At 50.0% G+C, this 23,220-nt stretch carries 21 protein-coding genes, 2 tRNA genes and 2 pseudogenes; all 25 read left to right on the forward strand.

Annotation, left to right across the window (positions count from 1 at the left end; all coding sequences use genetic code 11):
• Nucleotides 1-13 precede the first annotated feature (13 nt).
• Nucleotides 14-1,429: a radical SAM protein gene (locus tag PHO67_03600; protein ID MDD5546233.1), complete on the forward strand. Its 1,416-nt coding sequence runs from the start codon at nucleotides 14-16 to the stop codon at nucleotides 1,427-1,429.
• Nucleotides 1,426-3,318: a DUF2079 domain-containing protein gene (locus PHO67_03605; GenBank protein ID MDD5546234.1), complete on the forward strand. Its 1,893-nt coding sequence runs from the start codon at nucleotides 1,426-1,428 to the stop codon at nucleotides 3,316-3,318. Before PHO67_03600 ends, PHO67_03605 begins: the two co-directional genes overlap by 4 nt.
• The gene (locus tag PHO67_03610) at nucleotides 3,308-4,249 is read left to right on the forward strand and encodes a glycosyltransferase family 9 protein (GenBank protein MDD5546235.1); all 942 of its coding nucleotides are present in this window, start codon (nucleotides 3,308-3,310) and stop codon (nucleotides 4,247-4,249) included. Before PHO67_03605 ends, PHO67_03610 begins: the two co-directional genes overlap by 11 nt.
• 1 nt (nucleotide 4,250) lies before the next feature.
• Nucleotides 4,251-5,318 (forward strand): radical SAM protein, encoded by a 1,068-nt coding sequence (locus PHO67_03615; GenBank protein ID MDD5546236.1) that lies wholly within the window; start codon nucleotides 4,251-4,253, stop codon nucleotides 5,316-5,318.
• Between the two features lie 7 nt (nucleotides 5,319-5,325).
• A complete protein-coding gene (locus PHO67_03620; protein MDD5546237.1) occupies nucleotides 5,326-6,306 on the forward strand; it encodes a thiamine pyrophosphate-dependent dehydrogenase E1 component subunit alpha in 981 nt (326 codons plus the stop codon).
• Nucleotides 6,307-6,308: 2 nt separating this feature from the next.
• The gene (locus PHO67_03625) at nucleotides 6,309-7,358 is read left to right on the forward strand and encodes a transketolase C-terminal domain-containing protein (GenBank protein ID MDD5546238.1); all 1,050 of its coding nucleotides are present in this window, start codon (nucleotides 6,309-6,311) and stop codon (nucleotides 7,356-7,358) included.
• A complete protein-coding gene (locus PHO67_03630; GenBank protein MDD5546239.1) occupies nucleotides 7,339-8,106 on the forward strand; it encodes a glycosyltransferase family 2 protein in 768 nt (255 codons plus the stop codon). The genes PHO67_03625 and PHO67_03630 overlap by 20 nt, the downstream gene beginning before the upstream one ends.
• Before the next feature lie 20 nt (nucleotides 8,107-8,126).
• Nucleotides 8,127-9,230: a radical SAM protein gene (locus tag PHO67_03635; protein ID MDD5546240.1), complete on the forward strand. Its 1,104-nt coding sequence runs from the start codon at nucleotides 8,127-8,129 to the stop codon at nucleotides 9,228-9,230.
• Nucleotides 9,227-9,706 (forward strand): hypothetical protein, encoded by a 480-nt coding sequence (locus PHO67_03640; GenBank protein ID MDD5546241.1) that lies wholly within the window; start codon nucleotides 9,227-9,229, stop codon nucleotides 9,704-9,706. The genes PHO67_03635 and PHO67_03640 overlap by 4 nt, the downstream gene beginning before the upstream one ends.
• A gap of 5 nt (nucleotides 9,707-9,711) precedes the next feature.
• Nucleotides 9,712-10,191, forward strand: a complete 480-nt coding sequence (locus PHO67_03645) for a hypothetical protein (protein MDD5546242.1) — start codon at nucleotides 9,712-9,714, stop codon at nucleotides 10,189-10,191.
• A complete protein-coding gene (locus tag PHO67_03650; protein ID MDD5546243.1) occupies nucleotides 10,188-11,039 on the forward strand; it encodes a radical SAM protein in 852 nt (283 codons plus the stop codon). Before PHO67_03645 ends, PHO67_03650 begins: the two co-directional genes overlap by 4 nt.
• Nucleotides 11,039-12,970: a tetratricopeptide repeat protein gene (locus PHO67_03655; protein ID MDD5546244.1), complete on the forward strand. Its 1,932-nt coding sequence runs from the start codon at nucleotides 11,039-11,041 to the stop codon at nucleotides 12,968-12,970. Before PHO67_03650 ends, PHO67_03655 begins: the two co-directional genes overlap by 1 nt.
• 66 nt (nucleotides 12,971-13,036) lie before the next feature.
• Nucleotides 13,037-13,543 carry a nucleoside-diphosphate kinase gene (locus tag PHO67_03660; protein MDD5546245.1) on the forward strand — a complete coding sequence of 169 codons (507 nt, stop codon included), beginning with the start codon at nucleotides 13,037-13,039 and terminating at the stop codon, nucleotides 13,541-13,543.
• Nucleotides 13,540-15,315, forward strand: a complete 1,776-nt coding sequence (locus PHO67_03665) for a phosphoenolpyruvate carboxykinase (ATP) (protein MDD5546246.1) — start codon at nucleotides 13,540-13,542, stop codon at nucleotides 15,313-15,315. Before PHO67_03660 ends, PHO67_03665 begins: the two co-directional genes overlap by 4 nt.
• Nucleotides 15,316-15,326: 11 nt before the next feature.
• Entirely contained in the window at nucleotides 15,327-16,208 is an 882-nt protein-coding gene (locus PHO67_03670; protein ID MDD5546247.1) for a YicC family protein, read from the forward strand.
• 4 nt (nucleotides 16,209-16,212) lie between these two features.
• On the forward strand, nucleotides 16,213-16,788 hold the full coding sequence (gene gmk, locus PHO67_03675) for a guanylate kinase (GenBank protein MDD5546248.1): 576 nt from the start codon (nucleotides 16,213-16,215) through the stop codon (nucleotides 16,786-16,788).
• Nucleotides 16,789-16,792: 4 nt separating this feature from the next.
• Nucleotides 16,793-17,002 carry a DNA-directed RNA polymerase subunit omega gene (gene rpoZ, locus PHO67_03680; GenBank protein MDD5546249.1) on the forward strand — a complete coding sequence of 70 codons (210 nt, stop codon included), beginning with the start codon at nucleotides 16,793-16,795 and terminating at the stop codon, nucleotides 17,000-17,002.
• Nucleotides 17,002-17,544, forward strand: a complete 543-nt coding sequence (locus PHO67_03685) for a flavoprotein (protein MDD5546250.1) — start codon at nucleotides 17,002-17,004, stop codon at nucleotides 17,542-17,544. Before rpoZ ends, PHO67_03685 begins: the two co-directional genes overlap by 1 nt.
• The gene (locus PHO67_03690) at nucleotides 17,541-18,227 is read left to right on the forward strand and encodes a phosphopantothenoylcysteine decarboxylase (protein MDD5546251.1); all 687 of its coding nucleotides are present in this window, start codon (nucleotides 17,541-17,543) and stop codon (nucleotides 18,225-18,227) included. The genes PHO67_03685 and PHO67_03690 overlap by 4 nt, the downstream gene beginning before the upstream one ends.
• Nucleotides 18,220-18,396 (forward strand): annotated as a pseudogene (locus tag PHO67_03695) (type II secretion system protein). Before PHO67_03690 ends, PHO67_03695 begins: the two are co-directional and overlap by 8 nt.
• Before the next feature lie 331 nt (nucleotides 18,397-18,727).
• Nucleotides 18,728-18,934: pseudogene (locus PHO67_03700) on the forward strand (type II secretion system protein).
• A 300-nt stretch (nucleotides 18,935-19,234) separates the two neighbouring features.
• Nucleotides 19,235-19,310, forward strand: a tRNA-Cys gene (locus tag PHO67_03705).
• 25 nt (nucleotides 19,311-19,335) lie between these two features.
• Nucleotides 19,336-19,422 (forward strand) — tRNA-Leu (locus tag PHO67_03710).
• A gap of 148 nt (nucleotides 19,423-19,570) precedes the next feature.
• Nucleotides 19,571-21,598 (forward strand): diguanylate cyclase, encoded by a 2,028-nt coding sequence (locus PHO67_03715; GenBank protein MDD5546252.1) that lies wholly within the window; start codon nucleotides 19,571-19,573, stop codon nucleotides 21,596-21,598.
• Entirely contained in the window at nucleotides 21,588-23,219 is a 1,632-nt protein-coding gene (locus PHO67_03720) for a secretin N-terminal domain-containing protein (protein ID MDD5546253.1), read from the forward strand. The genes PHO67_03715 and PHO67_03720 overlap by 11 nt, the downstream gene beginning before the upstream one ends.
• Nucleotide 23,220 lies beyond the last annotated feature (1 nt).

The raw sequence follows: 23,220 nt of genomic DNA on the forward strand, positions 1-23,220 counted from the left end.
GGAAGGACGCTGAATGAAGGTCTGTTTTGTCCAGAAGCAGATGTTCCCGTATTTTGGGGTCATGGCGGTCTCCGGGCAGCTAAAGAAGCGCGGACACGAAACGGATATCGTAATAGACGTTTGCGAAAAAGACGCTGTTTCCGCATTAAATAAAACTAAACCGGATTTGATCGCCTTTTCCGCGTTGTCATCAGAGCACAACTGGCTCAGGAAGCTATCCGCCGGATTAAAGAGGCAAATGCCCGCTGTGCCCATAGCCGTCGGCGGCGTTCATTCTATCCTGTATCCGGAAGAGATCTTGGCGCTGTCCGGCGTCGATTATGTATGCTGCGGGGAAGGGGAATCTTCGTTTGCAGAACTCGTAGACCGCATCGCGCAGAAGAAATCGGCCGCTGGCATCCCCGGGATCTTTTATAAAGAAGGCGGGAATCCCGTAATGCAGGACGTCGCGCCCATAACCCGGGAGCTGGATTCGTTTTTTGAGGACCGGCACCTATACTATGAAAAATATCCCGAACTCGGCAAGCTCGCTTTAAAGGTTTTTATGTCTTCGCGCGGATGCCCGTTTTTGTGTTCTTTTTGCGCGAATAGCTATATTATGGAGGTTTTCAAGGGCAAGGGGGAATATATACGGAGAAAATCGCCGCAACATTTCGTCGAGGAGATAAAACGCGTCGTTGCCGAATACCCCACCACCTCGCTGTTTTTTGCCGACGACCTTTTTGCCGCGGATATCCGCTGGCTCGAAGCATTCAGCCCTTTGTATAGGAAAGAAGTCAGCCTTCCCTATATATGCACGGCCCGGATTGACCTGATAACGGAACGCCTTGCCGGCCTTCTCGCCGGATCCGGGTGTCATACCGTAAGTTTTGGCGTCGAAACGGGAAATGAACAATTGCGCAGGGAAATTCTCAAGAAAAACATCAGTAATAAACGCATATTTGACGGCGTGGGCATTATCAGGAAGGCCGGGATCAAAGTGCAGACTTCGAATATGTTCTGTTTGCCGGGCGAAACGGTCGATGATGCGGTATCGACAATAGATTTAAATATCGCCGGCGGGACCGATTATATGTTTACGGCGGTCTTTTTGCCGTTTCCCAAGACTGCCTTGGCTCAGTATTGCATAGATAAGGGGTTGCTGAAAAAAGATTATTCTTTCGACGATATGCCGAATTCGTTCATTCAGGATTCAGTGCTGTCCCTGGATAACAAGGAAGCCCTGCTTAACATCCATAAGGTGGCCCATCTCTGCGTGCGGTTTCCCCGGGCGAAACCGTTTTTGATATATCTCGCAAAAAAGATCAAGTGTAAGCAGTTGTTCCTGCTTTTCTGGCTGTTGGGTACTTTTATCAGGTTCAAGGAGGAGAGGAAACTTAGCTTATGGAAGACGACATTTTACCTTTGGGAATACAGGAGAGGCCTATGAAGAGGATAGACGCGTTTTGCCTGAAGTTCGCGGATCGCCTGGTATGGGCATCTATTTTGGCTTATATCCTGGCCTTCGGATGCCTGTGTTTCTTAAAATACCAGTCTTTTAATTATACAGATTGGGATTTAGCCAGCGATGCGGTCGTCTTTTGGAACAGCGTCCACGGCAAACTGCTGTATTTCCCGTTTTTGGAAGAGGTGATTTTCGGGGCTCATCTGTACCTGATAATGTTTTTGATCATGCCGATATATGCGGTTTTCCAGAGCCCGTTGACGATCCTGTTTTTGCAAAGCGCGTTCCTGGGATTAGCGGCATACCCGCTGTATCTTTTGGCAGGGACCAGGCTGAACAAGACCTTTTCACTGGCCGTGGTCCTGGCCTACCTGTTATATCCCGCGCTGGGTTTCGCCAATCTTTTTGAGACACATTTTGACACATACGAGATCTTTTTTCTTTTCTTCGCTTTGTATTATTTTGAAAAAGGTAATTTTAAAAGATTCCTCATTTGCATATTCTTGACGTTGCTCTGCAAAGAAAACGCAAGCCTGATCGTATTCATGATGGGCATATACGCGATGGCGCGAAGAAAGCAGGGGAAGTGGGTTTTTGTGCCCTTATTAGCCGGCGCTATCTGGTTTTTAGTATCGGTGAAAATGATAATCCCGTACTTCGCGAAAGACGCGGATTTATATCCCGGAGGTTTTATATTCGGTTCCCATTACAGGCACCTGGGTACCAACCTGGCCGAAATGGTTAAGACGATGATCCTGCACCCGATAGGGGTTGCGGCGTACGCATTTACCCCCAGGAAAATACTGTATCTTATCCAACTGTTTTTGCCGGTCGGATTTTTGGGTTTATTAAGCCCGCTGCCTTTGCTGGTCATTATCCCGATCCTGATGCAGAATTTGCTGGCTTCGCCGGTAACTGTCGCGTCGATCTATTTCCACTACACCGCGATAATGATCCCTTTCATATTTTTTTCGGTTATATGCGGGCTTAATAAACTGGCGCGCTATGGGCCCATTGCCGGACATCAGGCGAAGCTGTTATTCTGTTTTTTGGGGTTCGTTGTTTTTTCAGGCATATATTTACAGGCCCCGCAATTTAACTTAGCGTGGCATGTGTCCCGGTATCAAGCCGGGGATTATAGCAGGGAAAAAGAAAAACTGGTCAAGGCGATACCGGGTGATACTTCCGCGATAGCGACTTTTCAGTTTTTGCCCAAGCTATCTAACAGGCACGATCTCTATTCGATGCATTTTGTGTCGACCGGGCACAAGATGTATACGAATGTGAAATACGAACCGCCGGAGAACCTTCAATATGCGCTCATAGATTTCAACGAGCCTCTTATGATAGCAGCCTTCTTCCCGCCATCCGCCCCGGGCAACATCCGCTCTTTCCTAGAAGCCGGGGACTGGAGGGTTGTAAGGGCCTTTAATGACACCGTCCTGTTCGGAAAGGGCAGTGATAAGGGCCCAAGGCTCTGCGAGGCGGTCATCAATCCCAAGATACAGTACCCGATGAACGTGGACCTGAACAAAGAGATCGTCTTCCTGGGCTATGATATCGTAGATGACGACGCGCCGGGCAGCGGGCTGTTGCATATGGTATATTACTGGAAGAGGATAAAAGGCAATAGCAGGCCCGAGGGATTTTTCATCCAGTTCTCGGACGCCAACGGCAACGCCAGGTTCAGGAACGAGCACATGTTTGGTTACAGGGCATACCTGCGGGACGAATGGAAACCGGGCCAGATCGTAAAGGAGCACAATTACATACTGATCCCCTCGGGGCTGGACAAAGGAGATTATGGAATCAGCTTCGGCCCGTTCGTCTTCGAGAAAGACCTTGACCAAACGGAGAAGGCAGATGCCAAATAAGGTATTGATCATAAAATTAGGTTATTCGGAGACCCTTGACCAGGAGATAGGCACGACCACGAGCCTGGGAGATGTCCTGAGGACGACCGTCATCTTGAATTATTTTAAAGGTAGAGACGTTACCTGGCTTGTGGACGAGAAGGCCTATCCTCTGCTTGACGGCAATCCCCGCATAAAAAGGATACTTATTTTCGGGCCCGAGTCGGTGTTACAGCTTCAGCGCGAGCGGTTCGATACGGTGATCAATCTCGAAAAAGGGCCGGCCATCTGCGCGCTTTCAGATTCGGTGAACGCGCGGAAGAGGTTCGGGTTCAGGTTTGACCCGGCAAAAGGCGCCGCGCAGGCGCATAACGGCGCGGAGATGGTATTAAGCCTGTGCCTTGACCTTGAGAAGAAAAAAGAGAACTTAAAGTTTTGGCAGGACGCACTCGCTTCGATGATAGGAAAGAGATGGTCCGAGGGCGAAAAATATATACTTGGGTATAAGCCGCGTTCTAAGGTAAAATATGATATAGGCTTTAATTGGGTCGTGGGGGATAAATGGCCGAATAAGGCATGGCCCAAAAGGAACTGGCAGAAGCTCGGGAAATTATTAAAAGGCAAATACAGCGTCTGCTGGCAGAAGGGGCTCGGCGATCTCGACGAATATATGGATTGGATAAATTCTTGCCGGCTTATCGTTACCAATGACAGCCTGGGGATGCATCTGGCGATTGCCCTAAGAAAGAAGATGATCGCGCTTTTCGGGCCCAGCTCTTCGAAAGAAGTCTGTCTTTACGAAAGAGGGGTAAAGCTTATGCCGAAGTCGCCGTATAAATGCGCGCCGTGCCTCAATTCCGTATGCGTCCAAAAGGTCAATTGCATGGAATATATCACGCCGGAAGCGGTAAAGGAAGAGATCGTAAAGATGCTCCCGGCCAAGAGGAGATAGCGTGGAAGACCGTTTCAGGATAGACGGACATAAATTGATGTTCCATATCGGGAGGGTCGATGACTGGCTGAAAGGCAAGCAGGTAAGCCCGATATATCTGGAGATCGCTCCTTCGGGCGCCTGCAACCACAGGTGCGTCTTTTGCGCGGTCGACTACCTGGGGTATAAAGCCAGGTTCCTGGATCTGAATGTCTTGAAGAAAACGGTCAGGCAGGCAGGCGGGCTCGGCGTCAAGAGCGTGATGTATGCGGGAGAAGGGGAGCCGCTGCTCTATAAGGACATATGCGAGATAATAAAATACACGAAAGGCCGGGGGATAGATGTCGCCGTCACGACGAACGGGGCCCTTCTCAATAAGGAAATTTCACGAAAGATCTTAAAATACCTTACCTGGATCAGGATAAGCCTTAACGCGGGCACGGCCGGGACCTATTCCAAAATACACCGCACAAGGAAAGAGGATTTTTACAAAGTGATGGAGAACCTCCGCGAAGCGGTGAAGATAAAAAGGAATGGAAAGCTAAAGACGACCATAGGCGTCCAATTATTGTTGATACCGGGCAACGTCAAAGAGGTCGCTGCCCTCGCGCGGATATTAAAAAAGACAGGCGTCGATTATTTGACGGTCAAGCCTTATTCCCAGCATCCCTTAAGCGGGTCGCGCATAAATCCCGGATTCAGGCATAAAGACCATATTTCACTATATGAAAAACTGCGCGGCCTTGAGGACGACAGGTTTAAAATATCGTTCAGGGACGAGACGATGAAAAGATTGAGATCTGGAAAGGAATACGCGCGCTGCCTGGGGCTCCCGTTCTGGGCTTATATCGACGCGAACGGGGAAGTATACGCCTGCAGCGCTTTTCTGGGGAAAAAGGGATACAGTTTCGGCAATATTTATAAGAACAGTTTTGAGGATATAATCAAAGGCAGGCGCAGGAGAGCCGTAATGGCAAAGATTAGCTCAAAGACGGACGTCGAGAAATGCCGCCGGGCCTGCCGGCTGGACAAAATCAACAGTTACCTCTGGGAATTGAGCAATCCCGGACCGCACGTAAATTTCATTTAAGGTGAAGATGGCAAGACAGGGCAGAGGCCGCGACCTGATACAGATATATGAGACGATGCTCAGGATTCGTCTTTTCGAGGAGAGGGTCATCCGTTCATATCCCGGGCAGGAAATGAAGACGCCGGTCCACCTATGCGTGGGCCAGGAGGCTGTCGCAGCCGGCGTCTGCCGTAACCTGACAGACAAAGATTATGTTTTTACAAATCATCGCTGTCACGGCCATTGCCTGGCGAAGGGCATGAGCATGTCTTCTATCCTGGCCGAGCTTTACGGGAAGCGGACGGGGTGTTGCAAAGGGAAGAGCGGTTCCATGCACCTCTCGGATCCGGATAGAGGCATCCTCGCGACCTCGGCCATCGTCGGCGGGAACATCCCGGTCGCGGTAGGCGCGGCATTAAGTTTAAAATTCAGGAAGAGCAGGAATATCGCGGTCGTCTTCTTCGGCGACGGAGCGGTAGACGAAGGAGCGTTCTACGAAAGCCTTAATTTCTCCGCACTGAAAAAATTACCGGTCTTGTTCGTTTGCGAGAACAATTTCTATGCCACAAATTCCCCGCAGAAAGCAAGGCAGCCGGTGGATAACATATTTAAAAGGGGCGGGATATTCGGAATAAAGGGTTTTCGCTGCGACGGCAACGACGCAGTAGAAGTATTCGATCTTTCTAAGGGCCTGATCGAAAAGATAAGGAAAGGCTCTGGGCCGTATCTTATGGAATGCCGGACTTACCGTTGGAAGGGGCATGTCGGGCCGGATTGCGATTTTGAAAAAGGTTGCCGCCCCAAGTATGAGCTGGATGGCTGGGTCAGGAAGTGTCCGGTGAAGAGACTCGAAGATAAGTTATCGAGAAAAGGGTTATTGACCGGGTCCGGGGCCGAGAAGATGCGCGTTAAGATCGAAAGAGAGATATCAAAGGCGGAGAATTTTGCCAAGAGAAGCCGTTTTCCGAATACAGGGGAACTCTATGAAGATGTTTACTGGAAGGGATAGCCGTGCCCTGGACTGAAGTGGCGGTCGAGCGGACTATAAGTTCACGCTCCCCGGATAAAAATGCCGCAGGAAGGGTCTTAAGCTACAGGGATGCGTTAAGGGAGGCCCTGGGCCAGGCCCTTAAAAGGGATCCCGGGGTTTTTATCATGGGCGAGGGCGTGGATGATCCCGCCGGGGTCTTCGGCTCGACGGCCGGGTTGCGCGAAGAATTCCCATCAAGGGTCTTAGATACGCCGATCGCCGAAAACGGGCTGACCGGTTTCGCAGTGGGAGCGGCCCTGGCCGGGATGAGGCCGGTCCTGGTCCATATGAGGATGGACTTTCTTCCCCTCTCTTTCGACCAGATATTGAACCACGCCGCGAAATTATGTTATATGTCGGGCGGGAGGAGCCATGTCCCGCTGGTCATACGTGCGGTCATCGGCAGGGGATGGGGCTCGGCCGCACAGCATTCCCAAAGCCTGCAGGCGATGTTCATGCAGATGCCCGGCATAAAAGTCGTCGCGCCAAGTTCGGCATATGACGCCAAAGGGCTGCTGCTTTCAAGCATAGCCGACGGGAACCCTGTAATTTTTATCGAACACCGCTGGCTTTACGATGTGAAGGGCGGAGTCCCGAAAAAGGAATATCTTGTACCGATAGGGAAAGGCGTTGTCAGGCGGACCGGTAAAGACGTGACCGTAGTAGCTGTTTCATTGATGGTGAACGAAGCCGTCGAGGCCGCCAAGGAACTCAAAGACGGCGGCATAGATATAGAAATAATAGACCCGAGGTCTCTCGTGCCTTTTGACGAAAAGATAGTCGTAGATTCGGTAAAGAAGACCGGCAGGTTAGTTATCGCGGATATGGGGTGGCGTTCAGGCGGCGCGGCGGAGATAATTCTGGGGCGGATCCACGACAGGATAAGGAGATACCTTAAAGCCGACGTCCAGATAGTCGCCCTTCCCGATACCCCGACGCCGGCAAGCCATCGACTGGAAAAAGCGTTCTATAAAAATTCGGGAGATATAGCAAAAGCGGCAAGAAAGGCCTATGGATTACGAAAAAAATAAACTTAGCGTTATAATGCCGGCTTTAAACGAAGAGGCCAATATATGCGATGCCATCTCGAACACGCTGAAGGCGTTCGACCTCTTTGGGATCAACGGTGAAATCATAGTCGTCGACGACGGGAGCGCCGACCGGACCAGATCGCTGGCTGAAGAAAAATCGAAAAAGTATCCCTCCCGCGTCCACGTGATAAATCATGACAGGCCGAAAGGCATAGGCTCATCCTTCTGGAAAGGGGTGGACTCGGCTAAAGGCGACGCCATCGTCATGTTGCCGGGGGACAACGAGAACGACCCGCAAGAAGCATTCCGTTATTATAAGCTCCTCGAGCAGGTGGATATCGTCATTCCGTTCATTTTCAACAGGGAGGCCAGGCCTATATTCAGGAACGTCCTTTCCCTCCTTTATCGTTTTATCATAAATTCGACTTTCATGGTCAATTTCCGCTATACGAACGGGACGGTCCTTTACAGGAGGTCTATTTTATGGGGAATAGACGAACGCTCCGACGGTTTTTTCTTCCAGACTGATATACTGATCAGGGCCGCGAAAAAAGGATATCTCTTTGCAGAGGTCCCCTATAAGGTCGGCTCAAGGAAAAACGGTTCCTCCAAGGCGATAAATTTCCCGTCCCTGTTTAAAGTCATCAAGGGTTATTTGAAATTGGTGAGAGATTATTACTTCAGTAAAAATAAAAAACGGCAACAGGATTATTCAAGCGATTCGCAGACGGCAGCCCGCCGGAAATAAGAGATCCCGGGAAATTTTAAATGTCAGACTTGATACTAGACGGTCAAAAATTGATATGGCACCAGGAGCGCCTCAAGGCCTGGCTCAAAGGCGAGAGGATCTCGCCTATCACCATCGACTGTTCGTTGACGAGAAGGTGCACTTACAGGTGCGTCTATTGCTACGGTGCGCTGCAGGCCAACGACGAAAAGAAGATGACAAAGGACGTGATATTCAGGTTTCTGGATGACGCGGCCGAGATAGGCGTCAAGGCGGTAAGCTTCGTGAGCGACGGCGAGAGCACTTGTTCGCCGCATTTTTACGACGCTGTCCTGAGGGGAAAGGCAAACGGGCTCGATATGGCTGTCGGCACGAACGGATATCTGCTCAAGGAAGAGTGCCTTGAAGAGATCTTGCCCGCGCTTATTTATATAAGGTTTAATATATCCGCCGCCGACCCTAAAAGGTATGCGCATATCCACGGTTGCGGCGAGAAATGTTTTGAAAAAGTCTGCCGGACCATCCGGGAATGCGTAAGGATAAAAAAGGCGAAGGGGCTTGATGTCACGATCGGACTGCAGATGGTATTCTTGCCGGATTTCGCCGATCAGGTAATGCCTCTTGCCAGGCTCGGGAAAGAGCTCGGCGTCGATTACACCATCTTTAAACACTGCAGCGACGATGAAAAGGGGAGCCTCGGCGTCGATTATTCAAAATACCAGAAATGTATCGACGTATTAAAGGAGGCTGAGAAATTCTCTGCGGAGGGCTATAAAGTCGCCGTAAAATGGTCTAAAATATTGAGCGAGGGGAAGAGGGACTATTGCCGTTGCTACGGCCCGCCTTTTATTATGCAGTTTTCCGGTTCAGGCCTTGTGGCTCCATGCGGGATGTTATTTAACGAAAAATATTCAAAATATCATATCGGCAACATAGCGGAAAAATCATTTAAAGAAATATGGAAGAGCGAACGCTATTGGGAGGTCATACGCCTGATCTCCTCGGATCAGTTCGACGCCCGGACGATGTGCGGCACGTTATGCCTTCAACACAAGGTCAACGAATTTTTGTGGGCCGTTAAAAACGGGAAAGTCTCCCCTGAAAAACCCAAAGGGGAACCCCCGGCGCATATCAATTTCATATGAACGCCTTATTTTACGGTTTACTGACGTTTTTCGCCGCCCTATTAGTGCACCTGGCAGTTTGGAGAACCCGCCTGCCGGGGAAGAACAGGGCATTCATCCTGGCGAACATATTTTTTTGGACGTTGGTCCTGGGCGCTGTATCACTAAAGGGCGTTTCAAGCCATATCGATTATATAGTCCTGTATTGTTGCCTGGCGGCCGCTTACGTGGTCTCTTATCCGGCGATGGAGGCCGACAGCCCTTCACTCGTGATAGTGCGTAAGATCGCCGGAGCCGGCAAGTCCGGCCTGGAGAAAAGCGAATTATACAGGACTATGACCGACGAGACGCTGGTGGCCGCCGGAGTCGAAGATCTATTAAACAATAATTTGATCCGGATCGATTCCGGGAAATATATCCTGACTTCAAAAGGGCGCTTCCTGGCGGAGGTGTTTGTGTGGTTCCGCAGATTGCTTAACGCTCCGAAAGGCGGTTGACGCGAATGGGGGATAACGGCGCGCATATTTTTATCCCGTTTATAGGCCTGGCGGCGAACGTCCTCGTCCAGATATCCGTTTTCAGGTTTTTTCCCGGGACGGGATTGCTGCGGTCCGTTTTCCTCGGGTTTGCATGCGGATTTTTAGTGTCTATCCTTATAAGGCCGGACCTTATATCGGCGAGCAACATCGCGATATATGTTTTGTCGGGATATTGCTATTTTCATTTTGTAAATATGGGGGAGACCGCCCGCAGGGTACGCATCCTGATTGAATTAAAAGATGCCCGGCAAGGGCTTTCATTGCGCGAGATCCTGGAGCGTTATAATTTTAAAGATGTCATCGAGCGGCGGATCGTCAGGCTTGTAAATAACGGGCAGGTGATCTGTAAAGGCGGGAAATATTATATCGGGAATTCCGCGATGCTGGCTATCGCAGGTTTTTTAGCGGCCGTAAAACACGTTATTTTCGGCAGGATGCCATGAAACCGATCAAAATGCCGCATAACTACAATTACATTGCCGTATTCTTGACATTCGCCTGCAACCTGAAGTGCGGTTACTGCATCAATAATTTCGAACAGAAGCTGATAAAAAGAAAAATCATCTCAGGGAAGGATTTTGTCACCGGATTAAACAGGATCGTTTCAAGGAAGGACCTTCCGGTGACGCTTCAGGGGGGCGAACCTACCCTGCACCCGGATTTTTATTATATCGCCAATAACCTGAAGCCCGGGCTCAACATCGATCTTCTGACCAACCTGCAGTTCGACGTCGATGAGTTTATCGCGAAAGTCGGCCCGGACAGGATCAAGAGAGAGTCGCCGTACGCCTCGATAAGGATAAGCTATCACCCGGAACAGATGGGGCTCGGTGAGCTTATAAAAAAGACGCTTAAGCTTATGGAAGCGAAATTCAGCGTGGGGATATGGGGGGTTATGCATCCGGCGACGGAGAAGGCCGTCCTCGAGGCCATGGAGAGATGCAAAAAACTGGGCATTGATTTCCGCACCAAGGAATTTTTGGGCGGACACAGGGGCCGGTTATACGGGACATATAAATATCCGGGCGCCTGTGACGGGAAATTCAGGAAGAAGGTAAGATGCAGGACCACCGAATTGCTGATAGACAGCGAGGGCAGCGTATTCCGGTGCCACGCCGACCTTTACGCGGGAAAAAATAAGATCGGCGGCATCCTGGACCCGGAATTCGAAATAGAGGATAAATTCAGGGATTGCGCCGATTTCGGGCACTGCAACCCGTGCGACGTAAAGGTCAAGACCGACAGGTTCCAGCAATTCGGCCATACCTCCGTAGAAGTAGAGATGCCTTGATGAAGAACGTCCCGTTTGTATTCAAAACAGAAACTTCGCGCACCTTATTACTCTCCGCGGTCATCGCCGTTTTGGGCGGGTTCGCATATCTGAATTCGCTGTTAAACCCTTTTATCTGGGATGACGCATTCCTGGTCTCCGCAAACCTGCACATAAGGTCCCTTGCGTATATACCCAGGCTTTTTTTCGAGAACGTCTATCATCAGGATATGATAGGCAAGTTCTACAGGCCTGTCCTGATGACCAGTTTCGCGCTAGATTATCATCAATGGGGATTGGAGCCGTTCGGTTACCATATTACCAATATCCTGATACACCTGGGTAACGCGCTGCTTGTGTTCGGGATCGTTCGCCTGGTTTTCCGCCGGGAACTCCTCGCTTTTTTGACGGCTATATTATTTGTATTGCACCCCGTCCAGACCGAGTCAGTGACGTATATCTCAGGGAGGGCGGACCCGCTCGCGGCATTTTTTTGCCTGCTGGCCCTTTATTTCTTTATAACGTATATCGACTTTGACGGATACAAGAAGAAACTTTATTTCGGGGTTTCTGTGCTATCCTTTCTATTGGCCCTTTTTTCAAAGGAATCGGCCGCGGTCTTTCCTTTAACGTTCATTCTCTACGAAGCCTGTTTCAGGAAGGACGGGCTTAAGGGCAAAAGATCCCTGAAATACGCATTCTACCTTGCAGCCTTGTTGATCTACGGCGTTATAAGACATTCGATCTTACTTAATATTAAAGGCACCCTGACCGCCGGCGGTTCTTTGCCGCTGCTAGAACGTTTTTATCTCATCCCGCCTATTATCTTAACATATATAAAGCTGCTTCTGTTCCCGGGAGGATTGCATATGGAACGAAGCGACTTTCTTTTCGATAGGCCGCACTATTTTTTTGACCACAGAGTCATGTTAGCCCTTTCCGTTTTAGCCGCTATCGCGGTATTTGTATGGCTGGCGAGGAAACGCCACAGAGAAGCGCTCTTCGGCTTCGGATGGTTCATCCTGATGCTAATACCCGTCTTGAACATCATCCCCATAAATGCTTTCGTCGCGGAACATTGGCTTTATCTCCCTTCCGCCGGATTTTTTCTTTTGGGCTCATCCGCGCTTATAGCTCTTTTCCGTTTCAAGTCGATAAAGTTATGCGCGGCGAGCTTCATAATTGTTATCCTGGCCATGCTGTGCGCGTTGACCATAAGGCAAAACTACATATGGAGGGATCCGGTATCTTTTTACAAATACACCCTGAAGTTCTCTCCTTTGAGCACCCGCCTGCGCACTAATTTAGGCGTCGAGTATTTCAATTTGGGCTTATATAAGGAGGCGGAACAGGAATACAGGAAGGCGCTTGCCGCCGAGCCGGCAGGCGTAAACACAGTCAATGACTACATAAATCTCGGAGCCGCGCTTTATTGGCAGGGGAAGAAGAAGGAATCGATCGAGGCTTATAATAACGCCATAAGGCTTAAACCGGATTCTCCCCTGGGGTACTGGTTTATGGCCAATATCCTTTACCTCGACAACCAGACGAAGAAAGCCATAGGATTCTACAAGAAGGCCGCCGAATTAATTCCGTCTAACGCTGCTTATTGGCTTACGCTAGGTAACGCCTATCAGAAGGATAAGGATTTCAAGGAAGCGGAGGGGGCGTATAAAAAGGCCCTTGCGGCGTATCCCGCTTTCTTTGAGGCCAGGATAAACCTGGGCACCGTTTATTATAAACAAGGCAGGATTAAGGACGCGTTCAAGGAATACCAAGAGGCCCTAAGGCTTGACCCGGAAAGCCCCGAGGCTTATTATAATATCGGGAACGTCAGCGCCGCGATCGGTAAGACCGAAGAAGCCAAAGATTTCTGGAGAGAGGCACTTAAAAGGGACCCTAACCACGAGGGCGCGAAAAAGAAACTCGAAAAGTCCGGCGGTAAGAAGTAACCAACTTGTTGACAAACGGTCAGTTATGTAATAAAATCTAGGTTTACATAAAAAGGAAATACTAAAATGGAACAGAAGACCTTGGTAGTGATCAAGCCCGACGGCCTGAAGAAGTCCCTGACAGGGAACATCCTTACGCGGTTGTCGGAAACAAAGCTCGAGATCGTCGCGGCAAAGATAATCCGGGTAAGCAGGGAGTTGGCGGTAGAACATTATAAGCACATGAAGGACAAGCCGTTCTTCGAGGACCTTGTAAAATACATACAGGGCGAGCTGCACGAAAGGCGCAAGGTTATGGCCATGGTCTACTGGGGCGACGACGCCATAAATAAAGTAAGAAAGCTTGCCGGCGCCACAAATCCCGAAGAGGCCGACCCGACCACCATCCGCGGTTCGTACGGCCGCATAACCACAAAAGGCCTTTACGAGAACGTCATACATACCTCCTCGAACGAGGAGGAGGCCGAACGCGAGATAAAACTCTGGTTCGAGCCGGATGATATTATAGTGGACCTCTATTCCACCAAATTTGTAACGCTTACCAATATAACAAAAAGAGTTTGGGAAAAATGATAATCCGCTCCGAAGAGATCACCGTAAACAGTTTCCTCGATATCTTCAAGAAGATAGTCAGGAAGAAAGAGGCCGCCGGTATAACCGCCGTCCAGAACAACCCCACGGACCTTTTCGAAAGGGCCAAATCTTACGGTACCCGTTATAAGAACGACAGTTGGGGATGGACGTCCAATATTTGGAACCGCAGTGCGGCCGGGACCGTTGTCGTCGAGAAAGAAGAGGACCTGCGACTCGAGCACACCCAACTCATGCAGCGCGTCCTCGAGCAGATATTATGCAAACCTATGGTCCAGGTCGACGCTAACCTCGGCCAGCCCGGCTCGAAGGCGGAGATGAAATGCCGCCTTTTCATCGATCCCCAATTCCCCGACATCGGTTACCGCTGGAAAGAATTGAATTTTGCCGGCGACCCGGCAAAAGAACCGGATGCGACGCTTTTTTGTATACCGCATTATCTTGAAAACCCCAATGTCCCGGGCGGACATGAAATGTTGAGGGTGATCAGGTTCCCTAACCACTCATATACTATTGTTACCGCGAGCTCTTACCAGGGAGAGGTGAAGAAAGGCTTCCTTTCCCATTGGATATACCACGTCTACAGGAAAGGCGGGACCGGTGAGCATGCCAGCCTGAAGGAATTTACCGCGAAGCGCGCGGACGGAAAAAGCAAAAGGATAATCATGGCCCTCTGGGGCCTTACCGGAAGCGGAAAATCGACTCACGGAATGTATACCATAAACAGCCACACCGCCCCGGCTTTTAAAGAAAAATTCGGCATCGACATTTCAAAATATATAACCGAGCAAGTAATAAAGAATGATGACGTTATTGGTGTCTTCGAGGATTGTGTGGTCAGCCCGGAAAAGGGAGCATGGACCAAGACTGAAGACCTCGACGAGAGACAAGAAGCGATGTTCAAGGCCGTCTCCTCCCCGCGGGCGTTGCACGAGAATACCGAGTGGGACGAAAAGGGCAACATAAGTTTTGCCGGAAAACTTTTCCAGTACCACGGCAAACCCAACCAGAACGCGAGGACGGTCCTGATGATCGAGGATACCGGTTATTACGACGGCAGCGTCGATTCGAGCGGCCCGCTTAACATGGCGGTCTTCATCAGCCCCGGATATATATCCGATTATGCCTGGCTCAAGTTGAGCGATCCCGCTTTTGCGGCAAAGGTGCTCGCTGACGGCCGCACGACCGGCCATCCGGCCCAGAGCAGGAAAGGCGTGGGCGAGGAGAAATACGAATCGAGATATTGCCTTCCTTTCACGATGGGCGTAGGGAATGCCGCGCACGTGAAAAGATTCCACGATTTTATTAAAAAAAGAGAGAAGACTGATAACCCGCTCGAGGTTTACCAGATCAGCACCACCGGCAGGGTCGGCGCGCACTACGATTGGGTAGAAGTGCAACTCGGCGATAAGAAAGTAAAATTACCTAAGACAAAATTTGAGGAGATAGGCGGCAAGATAAGGCCGGTAGGCGGCACAGGGCCCACCATAGAAGAGACTGAACTATTTTTATTCCAGGCGGCAAGAGGCGCGGTAAAGTATGAGCCCCATCCGATATGGAAGGATAAGGTCCTGGTGCCTGTAGAGGTCGAGGGCCTGTCGAAGGAACGGCTTAAGGAGATGAACCCTTTCCATTACAGGTCTGCCGCAGAGATGAAGCGCCTGCTGAAGGCGCAGATATTGACGAGCAAGTTTTACCTTGAACAGCAGTGCCCGGGCCTTTCCAAGAACATCTTTAACGCGATGGATTTCTAGGGGGGTGCGCTTTGCTTAAGAGCATGACGGGTTTCGGCCGCGGCGAGACGGCTACGCCGAACGGGAAGATACAGATAGAGGCAAGGACCGTGAACCACAGGTTCTTCGAGGTATCATCCCGCCTGCCCGAAAATTTCCAGATATTCGAGGACAAGCTGAGGGCCGAGATCGCCAAGAAAGTAAAACGCGGGAAAGTGAACCTTTCCATGACATACGATAACCCGCGGAAGTCCGGGCCAAAGCTCATAATAAACAAAGACCTCGCCCGTAAATATAAGAGATTACTTCTGGACCTGAAACATTCCCTGGGATCGAAAGACGAGATCAATTTTTCCCAGATAATCGCCTTCCCCGGCGTAATAAGCGTGGAGGAGCAGCCAAAGGAAGAGGCGAAGCTCTGGCCGCACATCAAGTCCGCGTTGAATAAAGCCCTATCCTCCCTGGTAAAGATGAGGGAAGAAGAAGGCAAGAGGTTGGTCGCGGATATATTAAAGAGGAAGGCCATGGTTTCCAGGCACCTGGCGGTTATAGAGCATCGCTCCAGGCTGGCCGTCAGGGAATATCGCGGCCATCTTTTAAAAAAGATAAAAGAGCTCTCGTCCGGGAAGATAAACCTCGACAAGGGAAGGATAGAGCTGGAGGTGGCCCTCTTCGCCAAGAATTCCGACATATCCGAAGAGGTTACCAGAATAAGATCGCATCTTAAGGGCCTCGGGGAGGCCCTTAACCAGCAGGATGAAGTGGGAAGGAAATTGGATTTCATCGCCCAGGAATTGCACCGCGAGATAAATACCGTAGGCCAGAAGACGAACGATTACAAGATAGCCCAATTGGCCATCGCCATAAAGGGCGAGATAGAAAAGATACGGGAACAGATACAGAACATAGAATAGGCCTATGCCGGAGAGAAGGGGACATATTTTCGTCGTTTCAGCGCCGTCGGGTTGCGGCAAGACCTCGCTTGTAAAGGCGCTTTTAAAAGAGGACAGGTCCCTTGCGCATCCGGCCTCTTTTACGACGCGCCTCAGGCGCCCGGGCGAAAGAGACGGAGTCGATTATCGTTTTATTTCAGAAGACGAATTCAGCCGCCGCCTTAAAAGGAAAGATTTTTTGGAGTGGTCCCGGCCGTTCGGGCAGTATTACGCAACGTCAAAAAGCTCCGTCTCGGGCAATATCCGCAGCGGCAGGGACGTGATCCTCAGCCTGGATTTCAAAGGCGCGAATTTCGTAAAGAAGAATTTCAAGGATTCAACCTCGATCTACATACTCCCGCCTTCACTGAAGGCTTTAAGGCAGAGGCTCGTCGGCCGCATGACCGATCATTCCTCCGAGATAAAGAAGAGATTGAGCTGCGCGAGGGCCGATATCTGCAATATTAAGAAATACGACTACGCGGTAGTCAACGACAGTTTTACGGATGCCGTAAAAAAGCTCAAATCAATCATCGTCGCGGAAAGACTTAGGGTGAGGTGAAAAATTGAAAGCGAAGAGTTCCATCTCGGTCGAGAACCTTCTCGACAAGACTGATAATTCTATCTACAAGCTCGTGATACTTGCCTCGAAGCGCGCCTTGGAGCTGAACGAAGGGAGCCCGAAGCTGGTCGAGACCGAAAGCAAGAAGATATCGACCGTAGCGCTTGAAGAGATCAGAGAAGGCAAGATAGGGATGAAGGAAAAGAAAAAATAATGGCGAAGAAAGAGGCGATCCTCGGGGTCAGCGGTTCCATCGCCGCTTACAGGGCGTGTGATATCGTCAATAGCCTGAGGAGGGCGGGGGCGAACGTCACGGTCATCATGACGAAAGAAGCGAAAGAGTTCGTCACTCCCTTGACGCTCCAGACCCTTTCCCGTAACAAAGTTTATTCAGAGATGTTCGAACTGCCGGCCGAATGGAGCCCGGTCCATACCTCGTTGGCCGACATGGCCGACCTGATACTGATCGCCCCGGCCTGCGCCAACGTGATAGGCAAGATAGCCAACGGCATCTGTGACGATCTCCTGACCTGCGTGGTCCTGGCGTCCAAGGCGAAGACCCTTATTGCCCCGGCGATGAACGAGAAGATGTATTTGAACCCCGCGGTGCAGGATAATATCAAAAAGCTCAAAAGCAGGGGAATAGGATTTATCGGCCCTATCAAAGGTCCCCTGGCATGCGGGCACGATTCTATCGGGCACATCGCCGATACTGCCTCGATAATCCTGGAAGCGAAGAAATTACTCAAGGGTTGAAGTTGCGAATACTCATAACCGCAGGCCCCACCAAAGAATACATAGACCCCGTCCGCTTCATCTCGAATTCCTCTACGGGTTTTTTCGGATACCAGATAGCCTCGGAAGCCGCCAGGCGCGGCCATAAGGTCACGCTCGTAAGCGGGCCGACATGCCTGACCCCGCCCAAAGGGGTGAAATTTGTCCCTGTCGTCTCCGCCCTGGAGATGAAAAAGGCCGTCGAAAAGCATTTTCCGGCATCCGATTGCCTTATAATGTCGGCGGCCGTAGCGGATTACAGGCCGGCGGCTGTCTTCCCGCGGAAGATCAAGAAGGGGAAGGACCGGTTGGTATTAAGGTTGAAGAGGAACCCCGACATACTTTCGCTCGTCTCCCAAAAAAAAGAAGGCAGGGTCGTAATAGGTTTCGCCGTGGAGACTGCCGACTTGAAGAAGAACGCAAAGAAAAAATTGAAAGAGAAGAGTCTCGACTATATCATCGCGGCGCCGCTAAATAACAAAAGATCCCCGTTCGGGAACCGGAAGGTCCCTGTTTCGATCATATCCGGGACCGGAAAAGCAGAAGCCCTTTTTTCCCACAAAAAAAACCTCTCAAGGATTATCCTTGACAAAGCAGAGGCGGCAAAGTATCATTATAATACTGGTAAAATTCAAAAGAGAAAGGGGGACATACATCATGATTAAGAGAAAGGGTTTCACCCTTATCGAGTTGTTGGTAGTCATGGCAATCATACTTATCCTCGCGGGTTTACTTACACCTGGCCTATTTAAAGCCAAGACACAAGCCGGTAAGGTAAGCTGCGCCAATAACATGAAGCAAATAGGTACGGCGATGGAATTGTACGCTGGCAAGTTCAGCGATGCTTATCCTGCCACGCTGGGCGCATTATACACGGACAACGACATCGACGATACCAACGTATTAAATTGTCCGGTTGCCGGGACTTCGTATACCGCCTATACTCAGCCGGCAAGCACAACGGCGTCAAATGCCATTGTTTTATCGTGCACTAATGCCGTTCACGGCACAGGAGCTCAGATAAGCCTCTACAAAGGCGGATACGTAAAGATAAAGTAATGGTATAAGTAACGAAAAGCTTCAAAAAGGCACCCAAGAGGAATTCTTAGGTGCCTTTTTATTTTGACTTTTATATTTTTATATGTTAAATTGGAAAACAAAGTTAATGGAGAAGGGGGGTGAAGGAATGATGCTGCATATATGCAAGAGAAAGGGTTTCACCCTTATCGAGTTGTTGGTAGTCATGGCAATCATACTTATCCTCGCGGGTTTACTTACACCTGGCCTATTTAAAGCCAAGACACAAGCCGGTAAGGTAAGCTGCGCCAATAACTTGAAACAGGTAGGTACGGCGCTGGAATTGTACGCTGGCAAGTACAGCGGAACTTATCCTGCCACGCTGGGCGCATTATACACGGACAACGACATCGACGATACCAACGTATTAAATTGTCCGGTTGCCGGGACTTCGTATACCGCCTATACTCAGCCGGCAAGCACAATGGCGTCAAATTCCATTATTTTATCGTGCACTAATGCCGTTCACGGCACAGGATCTCAAATAAGCCTCTATAGGGGTGGATACGTAAAGATAAAATAGATAATAGGTGACATTTAGGGTATTTACAAAGAAAGGCACTTGGGTTACAATACTCCGGTGCCTTTTGTTTAAGGCGACGTACCCAAGTGGCTAAGGGAGCGGTCTGCAAAACCGCGATCCACCGGTTCGATTCCGGTCGTCGCCTCCAGATTTATCTATCATAAGCGCCAAACGCCGGGATGGCGGAATTGGCAGACGCACGGGACTTAAAATCCCGCGACCGTAAGGTTATGAGGGTTCGACCCCCTCTCCCGGCACCATCTTCGTCAACAAATTACCACTAAAAAGCAAGATATTTTCCTTGACAAATGTGCGCGTTAGGTGTAGTTTATAGCAAGTATCAGAGTAGCATAAAAATCAAACCGGAGCCGGAAGTTAGGCTCCTTTTTGTTTGCTAAAGACCGGAAAATGGAAAAGAAAAAAGCAGTCATAATAGAAAACAATCCGACGATAGCGCAGGATATCTCCGATATCTTTTCGGAGAAGGGCTATCTTCCCTTACTGGCGACCAACGGACTGGACGGCATTGAGCTAGTCTGCGAGGAGTCGCCTGACCTCGTCATGCTTAATCCATGCATCACAGACATAAACGGCAGTTCCGTATATAAACTTCTCAGGGACGACCCCAAAAACGGCCATATCCCCATCCTGATCTGCGTCACCAACGAAAGGGATATGTTCAGGTTCTGCGGCATGAAATCTCAGCCCGAACAGAACGCGATCAGGTTTACGGCAAAATCCGATTTTAAAGATAACCTGGAAAAATCCCTCAATCTTATAGAGAACCGCGTCCTGTCGAATAAATTCCAGCTCGACAGCGAACATTTCAAGAGAGTCCTGGTAAAGCTTGTGAGCGCTTACCAGTCGTATAACGGTTTATCGTCGGAAGAGGTCAAGGGCATCCTTAACGAAGTCCTCGATAAGATAACGACGATGCTGAGTTCCGAACTCGGGTCGTTGATGCTCGTAGACGAACCCGCGCAGGAACTTGTGATCAAGGCCTCCAAGGGATTAAGCGACGACGTAATAAATAAGACCCGCATAAAGGTGGGCAAGGGGATCTCCGGTTGGGTGGCGAAGGCGGGGAGCCCGTTGCTGATAAGGAACATCGAGACCGACGAGCGTTTCTCCCGCCAGAATTCCAAGAGATATTATACATCGTCCTTATTGAGCGCGCCCATCCGGATAAAGAACAGGATCGTAGGCGTGATCAACGTAAACAATAAATCCACGAGGGAGCCTTTTACGGAATATGACCTTGCGCTCCTGACGATCCTCACAAATGAGATGTCGATAGCGATCGAATCCTCGCATTGGCAGAAAGAGCTCGAAGAGGCCAACGAGAAAATAGAAAAACTCAAAGTCAGCAAGCAGATCCTGGGAGATATCGCCCGTTCGCTCGATGACGAATTATATGAGTTGACAATCTCGCAGGAAGTTAGTAATATAATATACTCGAGGCTCGATTATAAGGAGATAATAGACGCGATTTTGGAGATAATCGAGCGCTCCATCGATTGTCATCTATGCGGCTTATTGTTTGTGGATGAGGAAAAAAAGACGGGAATAATAGTCGAGGTAAAATACCCGGCTACCCAGCAGGAGATTGACAACTTTAAGCTGAAGATCATAGAAACGTTCAACAGGTTAACAGGGGGGAGACTGTTGCCGGAACAAGTTTCGGTTGATCAGGCTCGAGACAGCGGAAATTTAATAGACTCATACGCCGAAAACAGGAATATCCTCAGCTCTTTCCAGGCGCAATTACTTTTGGCCGGCGAGAAGCCTATCGGCATGCTGGCAGTCGCCAATTCATTCCCGAACGCCTTCAGCGGCGAAGACCTGAGAGTCTTCTCGATCATATCCCGCCATTCAAGCATCGCGATAAACAATACCATGCTCCACAAGAAGATAACCGAGCTTTCGATAACAGACGGCCTTACCGGCCTTTATGTCTACAGGTATTTTAACGACGCGCTCGACAAGGAAATACTGCGATCGGCCAGGTACAGGCAGCCATTCGGCCTCATAATGATCGACCTGGACAGCTTCAAGAAGATAAACGACAGCTACGGCCATCCCCAGGGCGACGAGGTATTAAAAGAAGTCGCCCAAATATTCAAGAAAATATGCCGCGAGGTGGATATCGTGGCGAGGTACGGCGGAGAGGAATTCGCGATAATACTTCCGGAAACGGACCTGGAGGGCGCGTTTGTCCTGGCCGACAGGATAAGGATGGTCATAAAGAATTACGCTTTCGGGACAAAAGAGAACGTAATAAACCTGACGGCGAGCATCGGGGCCGCGAGCTATCCCGATATAGCGGTCTCGAAAACGGAACTCATAAAGCACGTCGACAGGGCGTTATACAGGGCCAAGGCCGAAGGCAGGAACAAGACATGCCGCGCCGTAAAGGAGATCACGAATGAGATTTAGCAGGCAACTTTTGTTTTGCAGCTTCGTCACGGTTTTCCTTTTGGTGTTTGCCCATCTCACCTGCGCCCAAGACGACAAAACGGTCACCCTCGACGTGCAGAACATGAATATCGACGCGGTCGTCAAGATGATAGCCGACCAGAGCGGAATGAACGTAGCCCTGAGCAATAATGTCATCGGCACGGTTACCGTAAAACTTGACAGCGTAAGCGTGATCCAGGCCCTCGACTCGGTCCTGAAGGCGAACAATTACCTATATTCCATCGAAAACGGGATAATATCCGTCTACACATACCAGGACTCGGAACAACAGGAGCGTTTCGTTAATCTCGAAACAAGGGTATTTACTCTTGGCTACACGGATGTCGCCGACCTGAAAAAAGTCCTCCTTTCGATGAAGACAGCCCGCGGCAGGATAGAGACGAACGAGAAGAACAACCAGGTAATAGTGACCGATACCCCGGAAAAGGTAAAAGAGATCGAGATCGCGCTTAAGGAACTCGACCAGCCTACCGAGACGAAAGAATATAAGCTGTTGTATTCCAAGGCCAAGGATGTCGAGCCGAAGATACTCCAGGTGATACCCAAAGAGAAGGGTGACGTATACATCGACGAGAGGACTAACAGTATAACCGTCAGGGCGACGCCGGTCATACTGAAAAATATAGATAATTTTATCGGGGGCTGGGATTCCCAGCATAAGCAGGTGCTCATAGAGTCGATGATATTAGAAGTCACCCTCGATGAAGGGACGAAGCTTGGCATACAATGGCAGCAGTTGAGCCAATTACCGGTCGATTCCAGCGGTAAAGCCGCCCATCACCCCGCGCTTATCAATACGGCCGCGATGTTCGCTTCCGGGCTCCCGGCAGCGGGCCCGGCCGGTTTCTTTAAGATCGGAAGCCTTACGGCCGACGAATATAACATCGCTATAGACGCCCTCAAGAGCAACGCGAATACCGAGGTCCTTTCGAGCCCGAGGATCGTGGTCATAGATAACGAGAAAGCGAATATACTTATCGGGAGCAGCGAGCCGTACGCGGTGGCGACGACTGACCCGATAACCCACCTGCTCGTCCAGGATATAAAATATGTCGATGTCGGCGTAAAATTGGAAGTTACGCCGCAGATCGGCGAGGATAATTATGTCACGATGAAGATACATCCAGAGGTCAGCACCGCGAGAAGGGTGCCTGAGGTCGACAACGTCGTGGCCAAAGATACCACCCAGGCCGATACAGTAATGATGGTCAGGGACGGCGAGACGATAGTCCTGGGCGGGCTCATTAAGAACCAGAAAAAGCTGACAGTAAATAAGATCCCGATATTGGGGGATCTGCCCCTGTTCGGCCTGCTCTTCAGGAACAAGAATTACCAGGACCAGAAGAGGGAGGTGATAGTCTTTGTCACGCCCCATATCCTGACGAATAATAACCGCCAGACGCTTTCAAGGCAGCAATACCAAAACACCATCAACAGGACAAAAAGAGACGACGCTATCGTAACCGATGCCATAGAAAAGTCCGGTGGGGTACTGATGACCCCCGTAGAGAAAGAAAAGAAGAGCGAGGCGATAAGAAAAGATATCCAGAGATTGTTAGACGGCGGCGATGAGTATTAAA

The organism is Candidatus Omnitrophota bacterium (assembly GCA_028716565.1).
In the GTDB taxonomy this organism is placed as follows: Bacteria; Omnitrophota; Gorgyraeia; order Pluralincolimonadales; family Pluralincolimonadaceae; genus Pluralincolimonas.

Coding starts and splice junctions, on each gene's coding strand:
- PHO67_03630 (MDD5546239.1), top strand. CDS start 7,339: ATGGATTACGAAAAAAATAAACTTAGCGTTATAATGCCGGCTTTAAAC.
- gmk (MDD5546248.1), top strand. CDS start 16,213: ATGCCGGAGAGAAGGGGACATATTTTCGTCGTTTCAGCGCCGTCGGGT.
- PHO67_03645 (MDD5546242.1), top strand. CDS start 9,712: ATGGGGGATAACGGCGCGCATATTTTTATCCCGTTTATAGGCCTGGCG.
- PHO67_03605 (MDD5546234.1), top strand. CDS start 1,426: ATGAAGAGGATAGACGCGTTTTGCCTGAAGTTCGCGGATCGCCTGGTA.
- PHO67_03650 (MDD5546243.1), top strand. CDS start 10,188: ATGAAACCGATCAAAATGCCGCATAACTACAATTACATTGCCGTATTC.
- PHO67_03715 (MDD5546252.1), top strand. CDS start 19,571: ATGGAAAAGAAAAAAGCAGTCATAATAGAAAACAATCCGACGATAGCG.
- PHO67_03655 (MDD5546244.1), top strand. CDS start 11,039: ATGAAGAACGTCCCGTTTGTATTCAAAACAGAAACTTCGCGCACCTTA.
- PHO67_03620 (MDD5546237.1), top strand. CDS start 5,326: ATGGCAAGACAGGGCAGAGGCCGCGACCTGATACAGATATATGAGACG.
- PHO67_03720 (MDD5546253.1), top strand. CDS start 21,588: ATGAGATTTAGCAGGCAACTTTTGTTTTGCAGCTTCGTCACGGTTTTC.
- PHO67_03610 (MDD5546235.1), top strand. CDS start 3,308: ATGCCAAATAAGGTATTGATCATAAAATTAGGTTATTCGGAGACCCTT.
- PHO67_03640 (MDD5546241.1), top strand. CDS start 9,227: ATGAACGCCTTATTTTACGGTTTACTGACGTTTTTCGCCGCCCTATTA.
- PHO67_03685 (MDD5546250.1), top strand. CDS start 17,002: ATGGCGAAGAAAGAGGCGATCCTCGGGGTCAGCGGTTCCATCGCCGCT.
- PHO67_03660 (MDD5546245.1), top strand. CDS start 13,037: ATGGAACAGAAGACCTTGGTAGTGATCAAGCCCGACGGCCTGAAGAAG.
- PHO67_03665 (MDD5546246.1), top strand. CDS start 13,540: ATGATAATCCGCTCCGAAGAGATCACCGTAAACAGTTTCCTCGATATC.
- PHO67_03600 (MDD5546233.1), top strand. CDS start 14: ATGAAGGTCTGTTTTGTCCAGAAGCAGATGTTCCCGTATTTTGGGGTC.
- PHO67_03635 (MDD5546240.1), top strand. CDS start 8,127: ATGTCAGACTTGATACTAGACGGTCAAAAATTGATATGGCACCAGGAG.